Source organism: Paraburkholderia tuberum STM678, assembly GCF_902833905.1.
Lineage (GTDB): Bacteria > Pseudomonadota > Gammaproteobacteria > Burkholderiales > Burkholderiaceae > Paraburkholderia > Paraburkholderia tuberum.
The window spans coordinates 190662-207947 of record NZ_CADFGP010000010.1 but is presented as its reverse complement, the minus strand read 5'-3'; the positions used below and the strand labels follow the sequence as shown (position 1 = coordinate 207947).

The following is a 17286-nucleotide window of genomic DNA, read 5'->3' as shown; positions in this document are numbered from 1 at the left end:
CGAGCGCCAGAACCGTGAACAGTTCATGATCGCAATTGTTCATGCGCCTGTAGTCCTCGCCGATATGGATCATGACCTCAAGCAGATTCCGCCGGTCGTGTCTTTCCTCAGGCGTTACAGAAGGATTCCGGAACAATGAAGTCGCAAGCGTAATCAGGTGTTGAAGTTGCTGTCCCTGCCTTTCACAAAGATGGAAGGCAGCCAGCGCGAGACGTTCATACTGAAGCGCATCTACGGGGGGGCGGGCGGGAAGAAGGCTGTTGCCTGGTAGCTTTGGTCATACGCGGTCCGGGTTATGGTTAAGGATGGCCCGGTCACACCTATGAGCGTGGGTGAGCGGGCACATGACAGGGCTGGAAAACCGGTGCAACACCAAACCGGCAGGCCCGAGTCTGCATGTGCTCTTCAGCGGGGCTGCAACGCGATGTCGCGTGGGTACTCGAGCCGATTGCGTCGTCGGGCGTAGGGCGGCACGATGCGCCAATCGCCGTCGGTTAGCTCGCGCGATCGGCTGAATGTCCCGGCACCGGTTCACGGTCGTCACTGCGCTCAGCAGCCAAGAGATCCCTCAGAAAACTCGAACTCCACCAGTGCACGTCGAACTGGCGGATCCGCCCCATCAATGCTGTGTGACGACTGATCCGTTCTTCGATTGACATCGTCAGCGCACGCTGAATGACGTGCGCTGTCCCGTGCGTATCGTACGGATTCACAAGAAGAGCTTCTTTCAATTGTTCCGCTGCGCCGGCAAATCGGGAGAGAACCAGCACGCCGGGATCGCCTGGGTCCTGCGCGGCGATAAACTCCTTGGCGACCAGGTTCATCCCATCGCGCAGTGGCGTGACAAGCGCGACGCGGCTTGCGCGATATAGTCCCGGTAGCCGCTTACGGGCGACGTTGCGATGAATATAACGAACCGGCATCCAGTCAAGTTCGCCGAAGTCACCGTTTATCGCGCCGCAGAGGCTGTCCATCTCGCGGCGCAGATCGTCATAGGCACCCACGTCTTCCCGGCTCGGGGACGCGATCTGGATGAGTGTTGCACTGTTGCGGTTCTCGGGGTAGTTCGCGAGAAGCTCACGAAACGCGTGCACGCGCTGCGGTAGACCCTTTGAGTAATCCAGCCTGTCGACGCCGAGAAGCAGGCGGCGTCGGGAGTACTCCTGTCGCATACGATCGAACATTTCGACACCCTCCCGGTCCTGCGCGAGAGCGGCGAACTCATCGACGTCGATTCCTATCGGATACGCCCCGACCCGCAACGTGCGATTGAAGGCCCGAAGCTGTGCGCCGGGTAGCGCGTCGGCACCGGCTTCGGACTCTACGTAGTGCGTAAAATGCGTTACATCCGCTTCGCTCTGGAAGCCGGCCAGATCGTAGGCGAATAGTGAACGCATGAGCCATTCGTGCTCTGGAATGGCCGCCATGATGAGAGGCGGTGGCATCGGGACATGCAGAAAGAATCCGATCCGGTTGCCGCACCCCATCGCTCTGAGTTCGGCAGCAAGGGGGATCAGGTGATAGTCATGGACCCAGATGATGTCGTCGGGCCTGAGCAACGGTAGCAGCTTTCGCGCGAACAGCTGGTTGACCCGCCGGTACCCTGCTGCGAATCGTACATCAAAATTCGCAAGGTCCAGCCGGTAGTGGAATACCGGCCATAAGACATCGTTCGCGTATCCCAGATAGTAGCTATCGTAATCCTGCTGGTTCAGGTCAAGCGTCGCCAGTTGTATGTTCCCGATTGTTTGCAGTCTGACGCTGGTCTCGCTGTCAGATTCGGGTGCCGCGTCGCGAATCTTGCCGCTCCAGCCAAACCACATCCCACCTGTCTGTTGCAGACTCTCTTTTACCGCTACAGCGAGACCTCCTGCTGCGGCCTTCCGGAGGTCAGCAGTGCGATTCGAAACAACAACAAGACGGCTCACTCAATCCCCCGGTTGGATACCGCAGCGCAAGGCAAGGGCGTGAGCGTGTTACCAGCAGGTCCGATTTGCCCAGCGCTACCGCTTGTCGCGAGGACAAAACCGCCTTTACCAAGCGTCCGTTCTTTACTACAGTGTGTAAGCAATCGTAACACAGTAGTGTTAGCGCTATTCAAAGCCGTAAAGTTCACTTCACACTTGGCAAACGGCGAATTACTCGAATCAACCTTCGCAATATCGCCCTGATTGCAGAGCGGGACATCGAGAGAAATTTTGCACTGTATCAATTGTCGTTGCAAACGCTCATCGAGCGGCTGCGGCAACCTCGCATCATGACTTTGCCGCTGGCGGTACGGCGGCAGGTTCTTTTCGATCGCATGGCAACCGCGGGATCGCTTGGAACCGTCCTGGTCGTCGATCGCTCGGGTCGCGTTTTGCTCGACTCGGATGATGCGACGCCTGAACAGGTAAGTGTGGCGAGTCAAAAATATTTCATCGTTCAACGAGACGATCCGCACGCGGGCTTTTATATCAGTGATCCCTATTCTTCCCCATTGCGTTTGGGCACGCCCAGCATAGCCCTGAGCAAGCGGATATCCGAGTCAGACGGATCGTTCGGTGGAATCGTCGTCCTGGTCGTCAGTCTCGACTACTTTCGCGCCTTGCTGCTTCGCTAATCGGGAAGGATGGCGTCACGATCATGCGTCAACCTCTCGGTAATGGGATCCTTGGGAAGGACATCAGCCAGTCCCATACATTTCGGCGATTCATCTCGGCAGAGCGTCGTTCGCCAAGTCACGTAGCCCGCGCGAGTGATCGCTGGATATTTCGGTCTTCATGGAGAGTTACTCCCTTCGCGTTCAGTTTTGCGCTCGCCGACGAAGCCAGCATGACAGCCACTCCGGCGATCTCATCGACGTCGCCGAAGGCCCAGAAGCGCGCCTGGCGCGCCCCGGACTGCGGAGTACTCCATGCGCCCTCAGCTTTTCAGCATCCGTATTACCCAGCTTCTCGACATATGTTTTGGGGCTAGCCGATAGTCACTGCCGAAAAGACCCGTTAATTCCAGGCTCATGCGTGAAAGACACAACCGAATCTCCCTCATCGCGCGCTGACCATGTTTATTTCAGCGTGCGCGCACAGCGCGTTCGCGATGGCCGCGAGATGGTGGCACTCGACGAAGCCTTTCACGAGGCGTTGGTCGTCGCCGCCGGCAACGCCGAGTTGAGCGCCGAATGCGTGGCTTCCGAGCCCCAGAGAAATTGATTAGGCATCTGATCGAAGCAACGCATTCAGATCCCGTCGACGTCGACCGAGCTTTCGTCGTGCGCGAGCAACTGGCTGTCCGGCAGGCGCAAGGGCACGAGGCTGTCAGCGAGTTCAGGCTGATCTGCGTGTTTGACCGCCAGCTCCAGTTCGCCATCATGCCTCACACGCGCGCGAATGGACGAACGGGACGAACGGCCCAGCTGAGCCGCTTACGAGTCAATTGCCCGATCTTCGCGTGCAACACCTTCACATCGACCGGGGGCTCGGCCGATGTCTGGCCCGTCTCGAACACTTCGGCAACACGCTCTTGCAGTTGCTTCTTCCAGTCCGTGATCCGGTTCGGATGCACATCAAACTGCTGGGCCAGCTCGGCCAGCGTCTTGTCGCCCTTGAGCGCCGCGAGTGCCACCTTTGCCTTGAACGCCGGTGAGTGTGTCCGTCGGTTGCGTTTCGTCATCTTCTGGTTCCTTGTTGCCGGCCATGATGACCGACTCACGTCCCGGCTTTTCCACTTACCGACCTGTCCGAATTCTCTCGGCGCCACTTCTGGCGCCGCCATGCGATCAGCAGCAGTAGCTGTGAAGTTCGAAAAGAACTCCATATCCTCGTCCCAACAGGGGCGGATAGGTGTCGTAGTGCTACATGAGCAATCAATCATCGTCATGCACCCGCCAGTGCCAAAGTGACATCTTTTGACACACCTTTCCAACAGATTTGAGGTCGCGATCTCTGTACATTCTCTTCTCGGCGCGCGATCCACTTCGTGCGCCCTCTATGTAAAGGAGGATGCTCATGAAAACTCGAACGTTTGCCATGCTGGTGGGTGGGGTTTTGCTCACATCCATGACTGCTTCCGCATTCGCCGGCGTGGTCGTCGGTGTCGCCGTGCCGGCCCCCGTCGCTGTCGTTCCGGCGACACCTGTCTATGCGCCGCCGACCGTGGTCGTGCAAAACGGTTACGCAGCCGCCGCCGTGCCGGCGGCAGTCGCACCGGTTGTGACGGTTGCGCCAGCGCCCCCACCTCCCATGGCGGTCGTCGTCATGCCGCGTCGCGTCTGGATGCCTGGTCACTGGGTAGGTGGGGTTTGGGTGGCCGGTCACTGGTCGTGAAATCTCTGCGCCGAACCCGTCTCGTGCAATACATCACCCCGGTCCATCAAAGCAGCAAAGCCATGTTGCACATCGCTTCGGCGCCAACGCTGCTCGCCGCGGTCTAATGGTTGCCGACTTTGTGCTGCTGGGCGTCCTCGGTGCACTTACGGTTGGAGGGTGCATGAGGCTGAATGGACGTGCACCCAAACGATTGTCCCCCGCAGCGATAATTCACCATCGTTTAACAGCTTGGCATAGCAGTGCACAGTGCCGTATGCGGCGCTAATGAACCTGGCGGAGCTCGCGCGACGTTATGGCAATTCGTCCGCCATCGTTTTGGACGCGCTGTACGGCATGACCGCGCAAGTGGATGAGTGCCTTTCCGGGGCAAGGATGCAGAGGACCCACTGCGATCCCGGGACCGGTCGATCGAATGCAAAAGGCATCTGACTGTTTTATGTATACCTGCGTAGCAGGTCATCGAGAGAGCGAGATGAAAGGAAGCGGTATGTCGGTATGGCGGGGTTCCCTTTTCGCGCGCAACGTATTGCTGTTGATTGTACTGATGCTGACAAGTCAGATCCTGGTCTTTGCCGTCTATCTGAACTTTATCCAGAAGCCAAGAGTTGACGATGGCGCAGCGCTCGTGGCATCGCAGATCCGGATCCTGGACCGGCTGTTGTCAGTACTGCCGGACGACGAGCGAAACCGGCAACTGCTCGAAATGAACGGAGCGCCCCAAGGTGAACTGCCGCCGCCACAGGCTCGCGACGGGTTGCCTCCCGACTACATGGCGCACCGCTTTTTCGGTCGACTGGCATCGGAACTTGCCCCGGACGAACAGCTTCGCTGGGAGCGCGACGGGCACCGGATCTGGGTGCGTCTCCATGTGCAGGACGTGCGGTACTGGGTGGCGCTGCGTGGAACGTCGGCCATGAGCAGTACGCTGCCTTGGGCGCTGATCGGCCTGTTGTTAAGTGCGGCCACCCTTCCTGCTCTTGGGGCCTATCTGATCCACCGGCCGGTCGAACAGGCGTTGCGCCGGCTGGCGCGCGCTGCCGGCACCATCGAGCGTGGCGTTTGGCCCGAAGCGGTTCCCGTGAGCGGCCCGCGCGAGCTGGCAACAGTAGCGGAGGCGTTCAACCGGATGGCGTCGACGCTCGAAGATCTCGAAGCGACGCGCGCCGAAATGCTTGCGGGCATATCGCATGATATCCGCACGCCGCTGACCAAGCTGCGCATGGCCATCTTCGCGCCGGAGTCATTCGAGGCCCCGGCCGCCAGTGCGGAACGCTTTGTCGAGGAGATCGACACGATCGTCCAGCAGTTTATCGATTTCGCCCGTGGGTGGGATAGCGAACCGGCGACGCACGGCGATCTGAACGCGCTGATCGAACAGCTCGCCGCCGACTATGCAGGTCTCGGTCGCACGTTCGAACTGTCGCTCGCGGAATTGCCACCTATTGTGTTCCGACCGGTCGGCATGCAGCGCCTATTGATGAACCTGATGCAGAACGCGGTCGTGTACGGTCAGGTCGGGCTCGCAGTCCGGACTACCGTGGACGCGCGAAGTGTCACGATTGCGGTTGAGGATCGGGGGCCGGGCCTGCCTCAAGAGCTTCTGTCGTTAATAAAGCAACCATTCCGGCGCGGCTCAGAGGCGGATCGAAAGGGCGGGAGCGGCCTCGGCCTCGCGATAGCGGAGCACGTCGCACAGCAGCATGGCGGCACGCTCGATCTCTTCCAGAATGCGCCGTCCGGACTCAAGGCCGTGGTGCAAATTCCCATTCCTTAACGGGCACTTGTCGGCGCGATGACTGCGCCGTCGTCGCGGTGTCGCACGGCCTTCGACTTAATGTGACGCTCGAGCCCCGCCCAAAGGGTCTGGCAGGGCAGCGTGAGCATTTGATGAGATGGCCATTTTTCATGGTTGTGTGATGAAAAACCTTACAAGATACTTTGCGCTACTTAGTATATTCATGGCCGGCGTCGTGGCCGTCGGGTGGTTCCACCAGGCTCACGGTCACCGTCAGACGGCTGTCGCACCAGATCCGATCCGCGTGAGCGCGGTTGCGGCTTCGGTTACCGATGTTCCTGTCTATATCGACTCGCTCGGCACCGTGACACCGACACGGACCGTCACGGTCATCACGCAGGTCAACGGGATACTGCGTTCCGTCGATTTCAGCGAGGGGCAGACGATCAGGAAAGGACAGGTGATTGCACGCATCGATTCGCGGGCGCTCGAAGCGCAGTTGCTGCAGGCACAGGGTACGCTGCGTCATGACCAGGCTGTACTCGCAAACGCGAAACTGGACCTGCAACGTTATCAGCAACTGATCAAAGCGGGCTCGATTACGCAGCAGACGCTCGATACGCAAGTTGCTACCGTCCAGGAGGACGAAGGCACCGTGCTGGCGGACACGGGCAACGTGAACAATCTGCAGATTCAGGTCGGCTATTGCACCATCGCATCTCCCGTGGATGGCGTGGTGGGCCTGCGCCTCGTCGACCCCGGCAACTACGTGAGCAGCACCAGCACGACCGGTATCGCGGTCGTTACGCAGCTGCAGCCGGCGACCGTGATCTACTCGGTGCCGGAAGACGACCTGGGACGGATCCGGCGGGCGATGTCGCACGGGGAGGTTCAGGTGCTGGCCTATGACCGCGACGGCAAATCGTTGCTGGCGAAGGGCTCGCTGCTTGCGGTCGACAACCTCGTCAATACGAGCGCCGGCACGATCAACGTCAAGGCCGTCTTCCCCGATTCCGGCAGCGCGCTGTTCCCGAACGAATTTGTGAATGTGCGGATGCAGGTCGACACGCTGCAGCGGATTCCGGTCGTGCCGACTACGGCAATCCAGCATGGCGCGAACGGCGATTTCGTTTTCGTGATCGGCGGCGCAGGCGCAGTGGTATTGCGCAACGTGAAGACCGGACCGGTAAAAGGCGACGACACGGCGATTCTCGATGGCGGGGTGAAGGAAGGAGAGCGGGTCGCGACCGACGGTGCAGACAGGCTCGATACCGGCTCGCTCGTGAAAGTCATGGCGCACTGAGCGGAGCCGACGATGAACGCTTCACGAATCTTTATCGAGCGACCCATTGCGACCGCGCTGTTGATGATCGCGTTGTTTCTGGCCGGGGTGCTGGGATACATCCTGCTGCCTGTTTCGGCGCTACCGGAAATCGACTATCCGACGATCCAGGTCTACACGCAGTATCCCGGCGCAAGCCCGGATGTGGTCAGTTCGTCCATCACCTCGCCGCTCGAAAGACAGCTCGGCCAGATGTCGGGGCTGAAGGCGATGAACTCGACGAGTTCGAACGGCACATCGGTGATCACATTGCAGTTCGATCTGTCGTTCTCGCTCGACGTCGCCGAGCAGGAAGTGCAGGCCGCGATCAATGCGTCGTCGAGCTTTCTGCCGGCTAATCTGCCGTATCCGCCTGTCTACAGCAAGGTCAACCCTGCCGACCCCCCGGTGCTCTCGCTGTCGCTGACATCCGACGTGCTGCCGCTGACGAAGATCGAGGACCTGGCCGATACCCGGCTTGCGCAGAAGATCTCGCAGATTTCAGGCGTGGGCCTCGTCACGATCAGCGGCGGTCAGCGGCCGGCCGTGCGGGTGCAGACCGATACCGGCGCGCTCAACGCACTCGGCATGTCGATCGACGACGTGCGCACCGCGCTCGGCAGTGCCAACGTTGACCAGGCGAAGGGCAGTCTCGACGGAAAATACCAGTCGTATTCGATCGGTGCGAACGACCAGCTGCAATCGGCGGCGGACTATCGCGACCTGATCATCGCGTACCGGCAAGGCGCACCGGTTCGGCTGGCGCAGATCGCCAGGTCGATCGACAGCGCGGAGAATTTGCAACAGGCGGCGTGGACCAACAGCAGGCCGTCTATCGTGCTGAACATCCAGCGGCAGCCGGGCGCCAACGTGATCGATGTGGTCGATAGCGTGCAGAAGCTGTTGCCGCAACTGCGGGCGAGCTTGCCCGCATCGGTGAAGGTCGCCGTGCTGACGGATCGCACGAAGACGATCCGCGCGTCGGTTGCCGACGTCGAAACGGAGCTGGCAATCGCCGTGGCGCTCGTCGTGATGGTGATCTTCGTATTCCTGCGCAATGTGCCCGCTACCGTGATTCCCGCTGTCACCGTGCCGCTTTCGCTCGTTGGCACGCTCGCGGTCGCGTACGGGCTCGGCTTTTCGCTGAATAACCTCACGTTGATGTCGCTGACTGTCGCGACAGGCTTTGTCGTCGACGACGCGATCGTAATGATCGAGAACATTACGCGCTACATCGAGGCTGGGGAAACGCCCCTGAGGGCCGCGATCAAGGGTGCGAAGGAGATCGGCTTTACGATCGTCTCGTTGTCCGTGTCGCTGATTGCGGTGATGATCCCGTTGCTGTTCATGGGCGACGTGGTCGGGCGCCTGTTCCGCGAGTTCGCGCTGACGCTGTCGGTCGCGATCGTCCTGTCGGCGTTGGTGTCGCTGACGCTTACGCCGATGATGTGCTCGCGCATGTTAAAAGCGCAGCCACACTCGCATCGGGTCGATTTTTTCGACCGGCTCAACAGCAGGTACATACGCGGTCTCGACTGGGTGTTGTCGCATCGGCGCCTGACGATCGCATCGGTGGTGTTGACGGCCACGCTGACGTTCGTCGTGCTGATGCTGATGCCGAAGGGCTTCTTTCCCGAGCAGGACACAGGTCTGATCGAAGGTGTCGTGCAGGCCGCGCCGACCATTTCGTTCCAGCGCATGATCGGCCAACAGCAGCAGGTCGTCGACCGGATCGCACGCGATCCGGCAGTCGCAAGTCTCTCGTCGTTCGTCGGCATCGACCAGACGAGACCGACGATCAATCAGGGCACCCTGTTGATCAATCTGAAGGACAAGGGCGAGCGAGCGCGCATCGACGAGGTGATTCGCCGACTGACCGATGACACCGCAGGCCTCGCGGGCGTGCGACTGTTTCTGCATCCGGTACAGGATCTGACGCTCGACGACACCGTCTCGACGACGAGCTACCGGCTCGGCGTGCAGTCGACCGATCCGGCGCTGCTCACTCGCTGGACTGGCGAGCTGGTTGGCGCGTTGCGCGGCGATTTGGCGTTTGCCGACGTGCAGAGCGAGGCGATGCAGTCAGGCAATCAGGTGCAACTCACGTTCGACCGCGATACCGCGTCGCGCCTTGGCATCACGCCGCAGGCGATCGACGATGTGCTGTACGACGCGTTTGGTCAGCGCCAGGTGTCGACGATCTACACGCAGTTGAACCAGTATCACGTGGTGCTGGTCGCGAGAAACAACGCCGACGACCTTGCGCATCTGCTTTCAGGACTCTATGTCGATACGTCGTCGGGCAGCCTCGCGCCGCTCGCGTCGATGGCGACGATGACGGTAATGCCCGCGCCGCTGAGGATTGATCGCAAGGGCCAGTTCCCGTATGCGGACGTGTCGTTCAATCTCGCTCCCGGATACAGCCTCGGCACGGCGATCGCCCGTCTTGACCGGGTCAAGGAACAGATAGGGTTGCCGCAGTCCGTCCAGGTGTCGCTGGAAGGATCGGCCGCGACCTTTCAGTCGTCGCTGGCGAGCGAAGGGTACCTGGTCGCCGCTGCCGTGATCGTGGTCTATCTGATGCTCGGCATCCTGTACGAGAGCTTCATTCATCCCGTCACGATCCTGTCCACGCTCCCTTCGGCGGCGCTTGGCGCACTGCTGGCGCTGCTGATGACCGGAACCCAGTTCGACATCATGGGCCTGATCGGCATCGTGCTGCTGATCGGCATCGTGATGAAGAACGCGATCATGATGATCGACTTCGCGCTGGACGGGCAGCGCAACCACGGCCTGTCCGCACACGCTGCGATCCGGCGTGCGGCTGAACAGCGCTTCCGTCCCATCCTGATGACGACGATGGCGTCGCTGTTCGGCGCACTGCCGCTCGCGTTCGGCTCCGGCATGGGCTCCGAGTTGAGGCATCCACTTGGCATCGCGATTATCGGCGGCCTGTGCGTCAGCCAGTTGCTGACCTTGTTCTCGACGCCGGTGATCTATCTGGCGATGCATCGTCTGGAAAGACGCTTTGCCGCGGACGAGCCGATCGTAACGGAGTATGTGCAATGAACCTGTCTGGCCCATTCGTCAGGCGGCCCATCGCGACGACGTTGCTGGCGGTCGCCCTTGCGTTGTTCGGTATCCTGGCATTCAGGCTGCTGCCGGTTGCGCCGCTGCCCGAAATCGACTTTCCTACGATCCTGGTGCAGGGGCAACTGCCCGGCGCCGATCCGACGACGGTGGCCACCTCGGTCACGACGCCGCTCGAGCGGCAGTTCGGCCATATTGCGGGCCTGGCCCAGATGACGTCGGTCAGCTCGCGCGGGCAAACGCAGATCACGTTGCAGTTCGACCTGAGCCGGAATATCGACGGCGCGGCACGCGACGTGCAGGCCGCGATCAACGCGGCGAAAACCAACCTGTCGCCCAACATGGACGGCAGCCCGACGTATCGCAAGGTCAATCCCGCGGATTCGCCCATCCTCGTGATCAGTCTGACCTCCGACACGGCCACGCCAGCGCAGCTTTACGACGCGGCGTCGACGGTGCTGCAACAGAAGCTGATGCAGACAACCGGCGTGGGCAACGTGGTGGTGGGCGGCGCCGCGCTGCCGGCGGTGCGGGTTGAACTGAATCCAGATCGGGTGAGCCACTACGGCATCAGTCTGGAGCAGATCCGCAGCACGATCGGGAATGCGAATGTCGATTTGCCCAAGGGATCGATGTCGGCGAGCGGGCAGAACTATTCGATCGGCGCGAACGACATGCTGTATTCGCCCGCCGACTACGGACGGCTGATCGTCAGGCAGAACAACGGCAACATCGTGCGTGTGTCGGACCTCGGCTATGTACGTCAGGATGTCGAGCAGCTTGAGAACTACGGCCTGTCGAACGGCAAGCCGGCCGTGTTGCTGGTCCTCTATAAGGAACCGGGCGCGAACGTGATCGACGCCGTCGACAACGTGAAGACCGAACTCCCGGCGCTCGAAGCGGCGATCCCGTCGTCCATCAAGCTGGCGATTTCGGTGGACCGCACGAAGACGATCCGTGGCTCGCTGCTCGACGTCGAAATGACGCTGCTTGTATCCATCGTGCTCGTGACGGCCGTCACGTTCGCGTTTTTCCGCAACTGGCGCGCGACGCTCATTCCGGCGATCGTCGTACCGCTGTCGCTGCTGGGTACGTTCGGGGTCATGTACGTCCTTGGCTACAGCTTGAACAACCTCTCGCTGATGGCCTTGACGATTTCGACCGGTTTCGTGGTCGACGATGCAATCGTCGTCGTCGAAAACATCATGCGGCATCTGGCGCGCGGCAAGAAGCCCATCGAGGCGGCACTCGCAGGGGCGCAGGAAGTGGGCTTCACGGTGTTTTCGATCAGCGTTTCGCTGATCGCGGTATTCGTCCCGCTGCTGTTCATGGGTGGCCTGATGGGCCGGCTGCTGCGTGAGTTCTCGGTGTCGCTTTCCGTTGCGATCGTGATGTCGATGCTGATTTCGCTCACGGTCACGCCGATGCTGACGAGCATTTTCCTGCGCGCAGGACCGCAAGCCGGGAACGGCGACGAGCATCACGAGAGCGGATTTTCTCGCCTGTACGGCACGTCGTTGCGCTGGGTCATCCGGCATCCGCTATTGATGGGTGGCGTGACGGTGCTGGTGTTCGTGCTGAACCTCTGGCTGTTCACCGTGGTTCCGAAAGGCTTCTTCCCGGAGGAAGACACGGGGCTGCTGCTTGGCACGCTGCAGGCGTCGCAAAGCATCTCCTGGCACGAGATGCAGCATCAGTTCCAGATGGTCGACAAGGCGGTGCAGGAGAATCCGAACGTCGCGTTCGTGGGTGGCTTCGTGGGGGGAGCGAACGCGCTCGACAACGCACTGCTGTTCGTCACGCTCAAGCCCCTGGGTGAGCGTCGAGCGACGGCCGATCAGGTGATCGCTCAGGTGCGCCGACGGCTTGCCGATATGCCGGGGACACAGCTCTATCTGCAGTCGTTGCAGGACCTCGCGGCCGGTGGCCGACAGAGCGCCGCGCAGTACCAGTACACCCTTACTGCGGACGACCAGGCGACACTCGATCAATGGGTGCCGAAGTTAGTCGCGCAGATGCATAAGATGCCGGCGCTGGCCGACATCAACACCGACCAGCAGGACAAGAGCATGCAGGTCGGTATCGACGTCGACCGCGACTCCGCCGCGCGAATGGGCGTGAGCTTCAAAGATATCGACGAGGCGCTTTATGACGCGTTCGGCGAACGGCAGGTCTCGGCCATCTACGGGAGCGCGAATCAATATCACGTCGTGATGGAGGTGGCACCCGAGTACTGGAGAAGTCCTTCGGTACTGAAGGACATCCATGTTCCGGCGAGCCCGACGCTCGCCACGAGCGTCGCGTCGACGACCGCCGCCGGGGGGGCAACCGGCGCAAGCGCCGCTACGCCGTCGGCCGCGGCCCAGGCGAACGGTTCAGCGCTGGTGCCGCTCGCCGCGATGGCCCGGTTCTCGACCGGCCCCAGCGCCATTTCGATCAATCACCAGGCTACGTTCCCCGCCATTACCGTATCGTTCAATCTGCGCCCCGGTGCATCGATCGGACCCGTGACGCAGCAGATCAGTCAGGCCGTCGCTGCGCTCAGAATGCCGGCGAGTATCTCCGGCGCGTTCGCGGGCACGGCAGCAGCGTTTCGTGAGTCGATGGCGAGCGAGCCGCTGCTGATCCTCGCCGCGCTGTTGTCGGTGTACGTCGTGCTCGGCATGCTGTACGAGAATCTGGTTCATCCTTTGACGATTCTCTCGACGCTGCCTTCTGCGGGCGTCGGCGCTTTGATCGCGCTGCTGCTCACTCACACGGAGCTGTCGATCATCGCGTTGATCGGCGTGCTGATGCTGATCGGCATCGTGAAGAAGAACGCGATCATGATGATCGACTTCGCGATTGCCGAAGGGCGTCAGCATGCACTGCCGCCGGAGGAGGCGATCGTGCGCGCGGGCCTGATCCGTTTCCGTCCGATCATGATGACGACGGTCGCCGCAATTTTCGGCGCGCTGCCGCTCGTGCTGGGGTCAGGCTACGGATCCGAATTCCGCAAGCCGCTCGGTATCTCGATCATCGGCGGTCTGGTGTTCAGCCAGGCCATCACGCTCTATACCACCCCTGTCATCTATCTCTGGCTCGATCGGGCGTCGCAGCGGTTGCGGCGCCGAAGGAAACACGCATGAAATCGCCCATCGGATACCGGTCGGCCGTGTCGGTCGGCATGCGCTGCTGCGCCTGTGCGCTCGGCGCCACGCTTTGGCTTTCGGGCTGCGCGGTCGGCCCGGACTATCACCAGCCGGCCGTAGCGATTCCAACGCAGTTCAAGGAAGCGGGCACACAGTGGCGACTTGCGGCGCCCAACCCGCAGGCATCGCTCTCAACCCGGTGGTGGGACGCGTACGACGATCCCGAGCTGTCCCGGCTCGTCCACGCAGCGCTGCAGTCGAATCAGTCGATTGCAGGCGCGGCGGCCGCCTATCGGCTCGCGCAGGCCACCGTCGCTGCAGACCGGGCGAGCCTGTTTCCGACGCTTGGTGTCGACGCGTCGGCCTCGCACAGCTCGAGCACGACGGCGGAATACGCGAAGGCCTACGCGAGTTGGGAAGTCGATCTGTGGGGCGCCGTGCGCCGGCAGATCGAGTCGGGCAAGGCGAACGCGCAGAGCGCGGATGCGACGCTTGCCGGCGAGCGCTTGTCGATTGCCGCGACGCTGGCGACCGACTATTTCGACATCCGCCAGCTCGATATCGACATCGACCTGTTGCGGCAGCAGGAGGCGGTCAACGGGCGGATTCTCGCGATCACGCGCACAGCGCTGGCACAGGGGACCGCGTCGCAAGTCGATCTGCTGTATGCGCAGGACACGCAGGAGGCGGTTGTCGCGAACCTGCAAATTTCACAGACCTCGCGCGAGCAGGACGAGCACGCAATCGCGGTGCTCACGGGTGTGCCGCCGGCTTCGTTGTCGATTGCACCGCGGCTCGACTATGTGTTTCGCGAGCCCGAGGTGCCATCCGTGCTGCCGTCTGCGTTGCTGGAAAGACGGCCTGACGTGGTCAGCGCGGAACGCACCGCTGCTGCTGCGAACGCGCTTATTGGGGTAGAGAAGGCCGCATTCTTTCCCGACCTCGATCTACGGGCACAGGGTCTCGTGCAACACAACACCTTCGCGACGCTGTTCTCATTGCCGACCCGGATGTGGTCGCTCGGTCCCTCACTTGCCGCCACGCTGTTTGACGGTGGTGCCCGCGTGGCCGCCGTGCACAAGGCGCAGGCGACCTATGACGAAGACGTCGCATCTTACCGCGAAGCCGTGCTCACGGCGTTCCAGAACGTGGAAGACAGCCTGTCGTCGCTGAACCATCTGCGCCAGCAGGAGCACGCGTTTGCCGACATTTACCAGCGCAACCGGCAGTTGCTGGAGAGCGTCGCCGCGCAACTGACGGCCGGAACCGCGAGCGAGCAGTCCGATTTGACTCAGCAAGTGACGCTACTGACGGCCAGACAGAACCTGAACGACACGCAGGGGGCACTGGCGAAAAGCGGCGTTGGGCTGGTGAAGAACCTCGGCGGCGGCTGGATGTCGTCGAAGAGTTAGGCTCGATCCCATGATGGCGGGCGCGCCGTTGTGACGTCGTCCGCCGATCTGCGCGGTCCAGAGTCCGGTAGCGCCCACGACCGTTTTTCAAAGTCCGTGTCTCGAACTGCGTGCAAGGCCCTGTTATGTCCACTCGTGCGGTATCGCTTCCCCGCGACGTGGCTTGACATGACATGCAACACATTTCCAACAACATGTAGCGCAGAGGTTCTCTACATTGGCGGCTGTGTCATGCGGGGTTCGCCAGTGGGGCGAATCCATCACATGGAGAGTGTGCAGTGAAATTTAAAATCGTTCTCGTGTCTGCTGCCAGTGCGGCAATTTCTATGGCTGTTGGCAAGGCGCCTGCGGGGTCCCTGGCGATTGATATCAGCGTGGGCGTTGCGGTTCTCTGGGCAACCATCGATAGATGGGCTTGAACATGCATGACTATCGCTTTGTCGCCGCGGTTCTCAAGCGAGGCCGCACACGACGGTGGCTGGGCGCGCTCGCCGTCATCGCCACTGAGTGCCTGCCTTACTCACCAGCGTTGGCGCAGTCGTCGCCGGGCAATAGCGTGAACATCAACGTGACCGCATTGCCCAACTATGAAGGCAGCAAGTCCCATCGTGTGCTGCCGTTGCCCATGCTGTCGCTGTTGAACGGGGCAATCTTCGTGGAGGGGCTCACGGGCGGCGTCGCCTACCCGTTGGGGCCGAGTGTTGCGGTGGGCCCGCTGATCGGCGTTCAACTGGGCCGCAACCAGGACTATGCGGCGGTGCTCAACGGCACCGGAGATATCGCAACGTCCTTCGACTTCGGTGCGTTCGCGCGCTGGCACTATTTGGATCGGTGGGCGCTGCTTACCACTTCTGAGCGCTTACTTCGCGCCGCATCATCGTGAGAGCACTATCAATGAACCAGAATCTGACATCGACTCGTATAGCGCCACTGCTTGTCAGCCTCGCTATTGGGTTGGGCATGGCGGGGTGTGCGGTTACGCCGCCGAGTGCGCCTACCGTCATGGCGGTCCCAGCGAACGGCAAGACCCTCAACCAGTTCCAGCAGGACGACTATAGCTGCCGCACCTACGCGACGCAGGTCGTGAATCCGGCGGCGGTCTCGCATCAGGCGGCAACCTCCGGACTTGCTGCTACCGCCGTCGGCACGGCTGGAGGCGCTGCGGCCGGGGCTCTGATCGGCGCCGGGGCAGGCAACGCCGGTGCCGGCGCCGCAATCGGTGCGGGTGCCGGACTGCTGCTCGGCAGCATGACGGGCTCGGCGCAGCACAATCAGACCGAAGCGTCGTTGCAGCAGCAATACGACAACGCGTACGCGCAATGCATCACGGCAAAGGGAGATACGATCGAAACACCTCGTCCGGCAGCGATCGTCGTGCCTGTACGCCCCGTGCCGCCCCGCGCCGTAATCTATGGCGCTCCCCCACCTTACTACTACGCACCGTACTGATTTCGCTCATATGGTCGTGGCATGGCTTGACCTGGAATTCTGCCGGCTGGAAATCTTCGGTGGAGCTTTGTCCCCTGGCTATTCCGTGCACGCCATTCATTTCTTAACGGAGTCTTTGATGAAACGTTTATTCGTTATTCTGGCTGCAACGTTCGCCGTGTCGTCTGCGTTCGCGCAGAGCAGCATGCAGCAGATGTTGGAAGCGCGCTTTACTGCCGCGAATGCAACTCATGACGGCAAGCTCACGAAAGAACAGGCGGAGGCAGGTATGCCGCGCGTCGCAGCCCATTTCGATGAGATCGATACTACGCATCAAGGGTACGTGACGCTTGAGCAGATCGAGCAGTTCGCTGCGCAGCATCGGCAGTAAGCGCTTGCAAGGCAAGCTTCAATACCCTCGGGTGGTTTAACCGTGTATTGAATATGTCCCATCGGGTCGCCTCATCACGTCGAAAGATGGGGCTGCTGCGCGCTCCGGAGCGGCTGTGTAGTCGTTCCGGTGGGTCGTCCAATAGTGGCCCGGCCACTGGTTGTAGTCCCTCGACCGCCACTGATCGTCGCTCCCGCGTACTATTGACCTGAGTCTATTCGTGTCCGCCCCGGGGGCGGGCGGGATGCATAGCGGCCGCTTTGCATCCTGTCCGAAGCTCGCCGCAGGGACGATGCGCAACTGCGTCCAGTTCACGGATAGCGACCAGGATATAACGGCCGCTCAAAAATCGTCTATCTGAGTGAGTCAGTGAGCCGGCGCTCGACTTATCTTCGATTACCCTTGCCATGGCGTTCGCGGTGGTCACCACTTGGCCGCTGCTACCGTATAGTAGTTTGGCGACTGGTCGCG

General features: G+C 61.4%; 14 protein-coding genes and 1 pseudogene. 12 read left to right on the top strand and 3 right to left on the bottom strand.

The window, feature by feature from the left end; genetic code table 11:
- Positions 1–494 precede the first annotated feature (494 nt).
- Positions 495–1928, bottom strand: a complete 1434-nt coding sequence (gene otsA / locus HWY30_RS11680; protein ID WP_090804047.1) for an alpha,alpha-trehalose-phosphate synthase (UDP-forming) — start codon at positions 1926–1928, stop codon at positions 495–497.
- A 290-nt stretch (positions 1929–2218) separates the two neighbouring features.
- On the opposite strand from otsA, the gene HWY30_RS11675 reads away from it, so the two are divergent.
- Complete coding sequence (locus HWY30_RS11675; protein ID WP_143037150.1) at positions 2219–2602, top strand: PDC sensor domain-containing protein; 384 nt, start codon at positions 2219–2221, stop codon at positions 2600–2602.
- A 400-nt stretch (positions 2603–3002) separates the two neighbouring features.
- Positions 3003–3191, top strand: a complete 189-nt coding sequence (locus HWY30_RS42935) for a hypothetical protein (protein WP_425199371.1) — start codon at positions 3003–3005, stop codon at positions 3189–3191.
- A 26-nt stretch (positions 3192–3217) separates the two neighbouring features.
- On the opposite strand, the gene HWY30_RS11665 is transcribed toward HWY30_RS42935, so the two are convergent.
- Together HWY30_RS11665 and HWY30_RS11660 are read right to left on the bottom strand one after the other, a co-directional pair.
- A complete protein-coding gene (locus HWY30_RS11665; RefSeq protein ID WP_167368589.1) occupies positions 3218–3358 on the bottom strand; it encodes a hypothetical protein in 141 nt (46 codons plus the stop codon).
- Between the two features lie 50 nt (positions 3359–3408).
- Positions 3409–3651 (bottom strand): annotated as a pseudogene (locus tag HWY30_RS11660) (transposase); the annotation flags it as partial.
- 335 nt (positions 3652–3986) lie between these two features.
- On the opposite strand from HWY30_RS11660, the gene HWY30_RS41580 reads away from it, so the two are divergent.
- From HWY30_RS41580 to HWY30_RS11610, 10 genes are all read left to right on the top strand, one after another.
- Entirely contained in the window at positions 3987–4304 is a 318-nt protein-coding gene (locus tag HWY30_RS41580; RefSeq protein WP_244144874.1) for a hypothetical protein, read from the top strand.
- 475 nt (positions 4305–4779) lie between these two features.
- On the top strand, positions 4780–6081 hold the full coding sequence (locus HWY30_RS11650; protein WP_244144873.1) for an ATP-binding protein: 1302 nt from the start codon (positions 4780–4782) through the stop codon (positions 6079–6081).
- A gap of 184 nt (positions 6082–6265) precedes the next feature.
- Positions 6266–7345: an efflux RND transporter periplasmic adaptor subunit gene (locus HWY30_RS11645; protein WP_244144872.1), complete on the top strand. Its 1080-nt coding sequence runs from the start codon at positions 6266–6268 to the stop codon at positions 7343–7345.
- 12 nt (positions 7346–7357) lie between these two features.
- Positions 7358–10432 (top strand): efflux RND transporter permease subunit, encoded by a 3075-nt coding sequence (locus HWY30_RS11640; protein ID WP_090804053.1) that lies wholly within the window; start codon positions 7358–7360, stop codon positions 10430–10432.
- Positions 10429–13581 (top strand): efflux RND transporter permease subunit, encoded by a 3153-nt coding sequence (locus tag HWY30_RS11635; protein ID WP_090804054.1) that lies wholly within the window; start codon positions 10429–10431, stop codon positions 13579–13581. The genes HWY30_RS11640 and HWY30_RS11635 overlap by 4 nt, the downstream gene beginning before the upstream one ends.
- The gene (locus HWY30_RS11630; RefSeq protein WP_090804056.1) at positions 13578–14996 is read left to right on the top strand and encodes an efflux transporter outer membrane subunit; all 1419 of its coding nucleotides are present in this window, start codon (positions 13578–13580) and stop codon (positions 14994–14996) included. The genes HWY30_RS11635 and HWY30_RS11630 overlap by 4 nt, the downstream gene beginning before the upstream one ends.
- A gap of 278 nt (positions 14997–15274) precedes the next feature.
- Positions 15275–15415, top strand: a complete 141-nt coding sequence (locus HWY30_RS11625; RefSeq protein WP_167368634.1) for a hypothetical protein — start codon at positions 15275–15277, stop codon at positions 15413–15415.
- Between the two features lie 2 nt (positions 15416–15417).
- Positions 15418–15879 carry a MipA/OmpV family protein gene (locus HWY30_RS11620; protein WP_244144878.1) on the top strand — a complete coding sequence of 154 codons (462 nt, stop codon included), beginning with the start codon at positions 15418–15420 and terminating at the stop codon, positions 15877–15879.
- Between the two features lie 119 nt (positions 15880–15998).
- Positions 15999–16445 carry a glycine zipper domain-containing protein gene (locus HWY30_RS11615; protein ID WP_090804059.1) on the top strand — a complete coding sequence of 149 codons (447 nt, stop codon included), beginning with the start codon at positions 15999–16001 and terminating at the stop codon, positions 16443–16445.
- Positions 16446–16455: 10 nt separating this feature from the next.
- The gene (locus HWY30_RS11610) at positions 16456–16815 is read left to right on the top strand and encodes an EF-hand domain-containing protein (RefSeq protein WP_425199370.1); all 360 of its coding nucleotides are present in this window, start codon (positions 16456–16458) and stop codon (positions 16813–16815) included.
- Positions 16816–17286 lie beyond the last annotated feature (471 nt).

What these genes read in the sequence shown, in the direction of transcription:
- HWY30_RS11650 (WP_244144873.1), top strand. Translation starts at nt 4,780, where the DNA reads ATGAAAGGAAGCGGTATGTCGGTATGGCGGGGTTCCCTTTTCGCGCGC.
- HWY30_RS41580 (WP_244144874.1), top strand. Translation starts at nt 3,987, where the DNA reads ATGAAAACTCGAACGTTTGCCATGCTGGTGGGTGGGGTTTTGCTCACA.
- HWY30_RS11620 (WP_244144878.1), top strand. Translation starts at nt 15,418, where the DNA reads ATGCATGACTATCGCTTTGTCGCCGCGGTTCTCAAGCGAGGCCGCACA.
- HWY30_RS11610 (WP_425199370.1), top strand. Translation starts at nt 16,456, where the DNA reads ATGGTCGTGGCATGGCTTGACCTGGAATTCTGCCGGCTGGAAATCTTC.
- HWY30_RS11635 (WP_090804054.1), top strand. Translation starts at nt 10,429, where the DNA reads ATGAACCTGTCTGGCCCATTCGTCAGGCGGCCCATCGCGACGACGTTG.
- HWY30_RS11645 (WP_244144872.1), top strand. Translation starts at nt 6,266, where the DNA reads ATGGCCGGCGTCGTGGCCGTCGGGTGGTTCCACCAGGCTCACGGTCAC.
- HWY30_RS11615 (WP_090804059.1), top strand. Translation starts at nt 15,999, where the DNA reads ATGGCGGTCCCAGCGAACGGCAAGACCCTCAACCAGTTCCAGCAGGAC.
- HWY30_RS11630 (WP_090804056.1), top strand. Translation starts at nt 13,578, where the DNA reads ATGAAATCGCCCATCGGATACCGGTCGGCCGTGTCGGTCGGCATGCGC.
- HWY30_RS11640 (WP_090804053.1), top strand. Translation starts at nt 7,358, where the DNA reads ATGAACGCTTCACGAATCTTTATCGAGCGACCCATTGCGACCGCGCTG.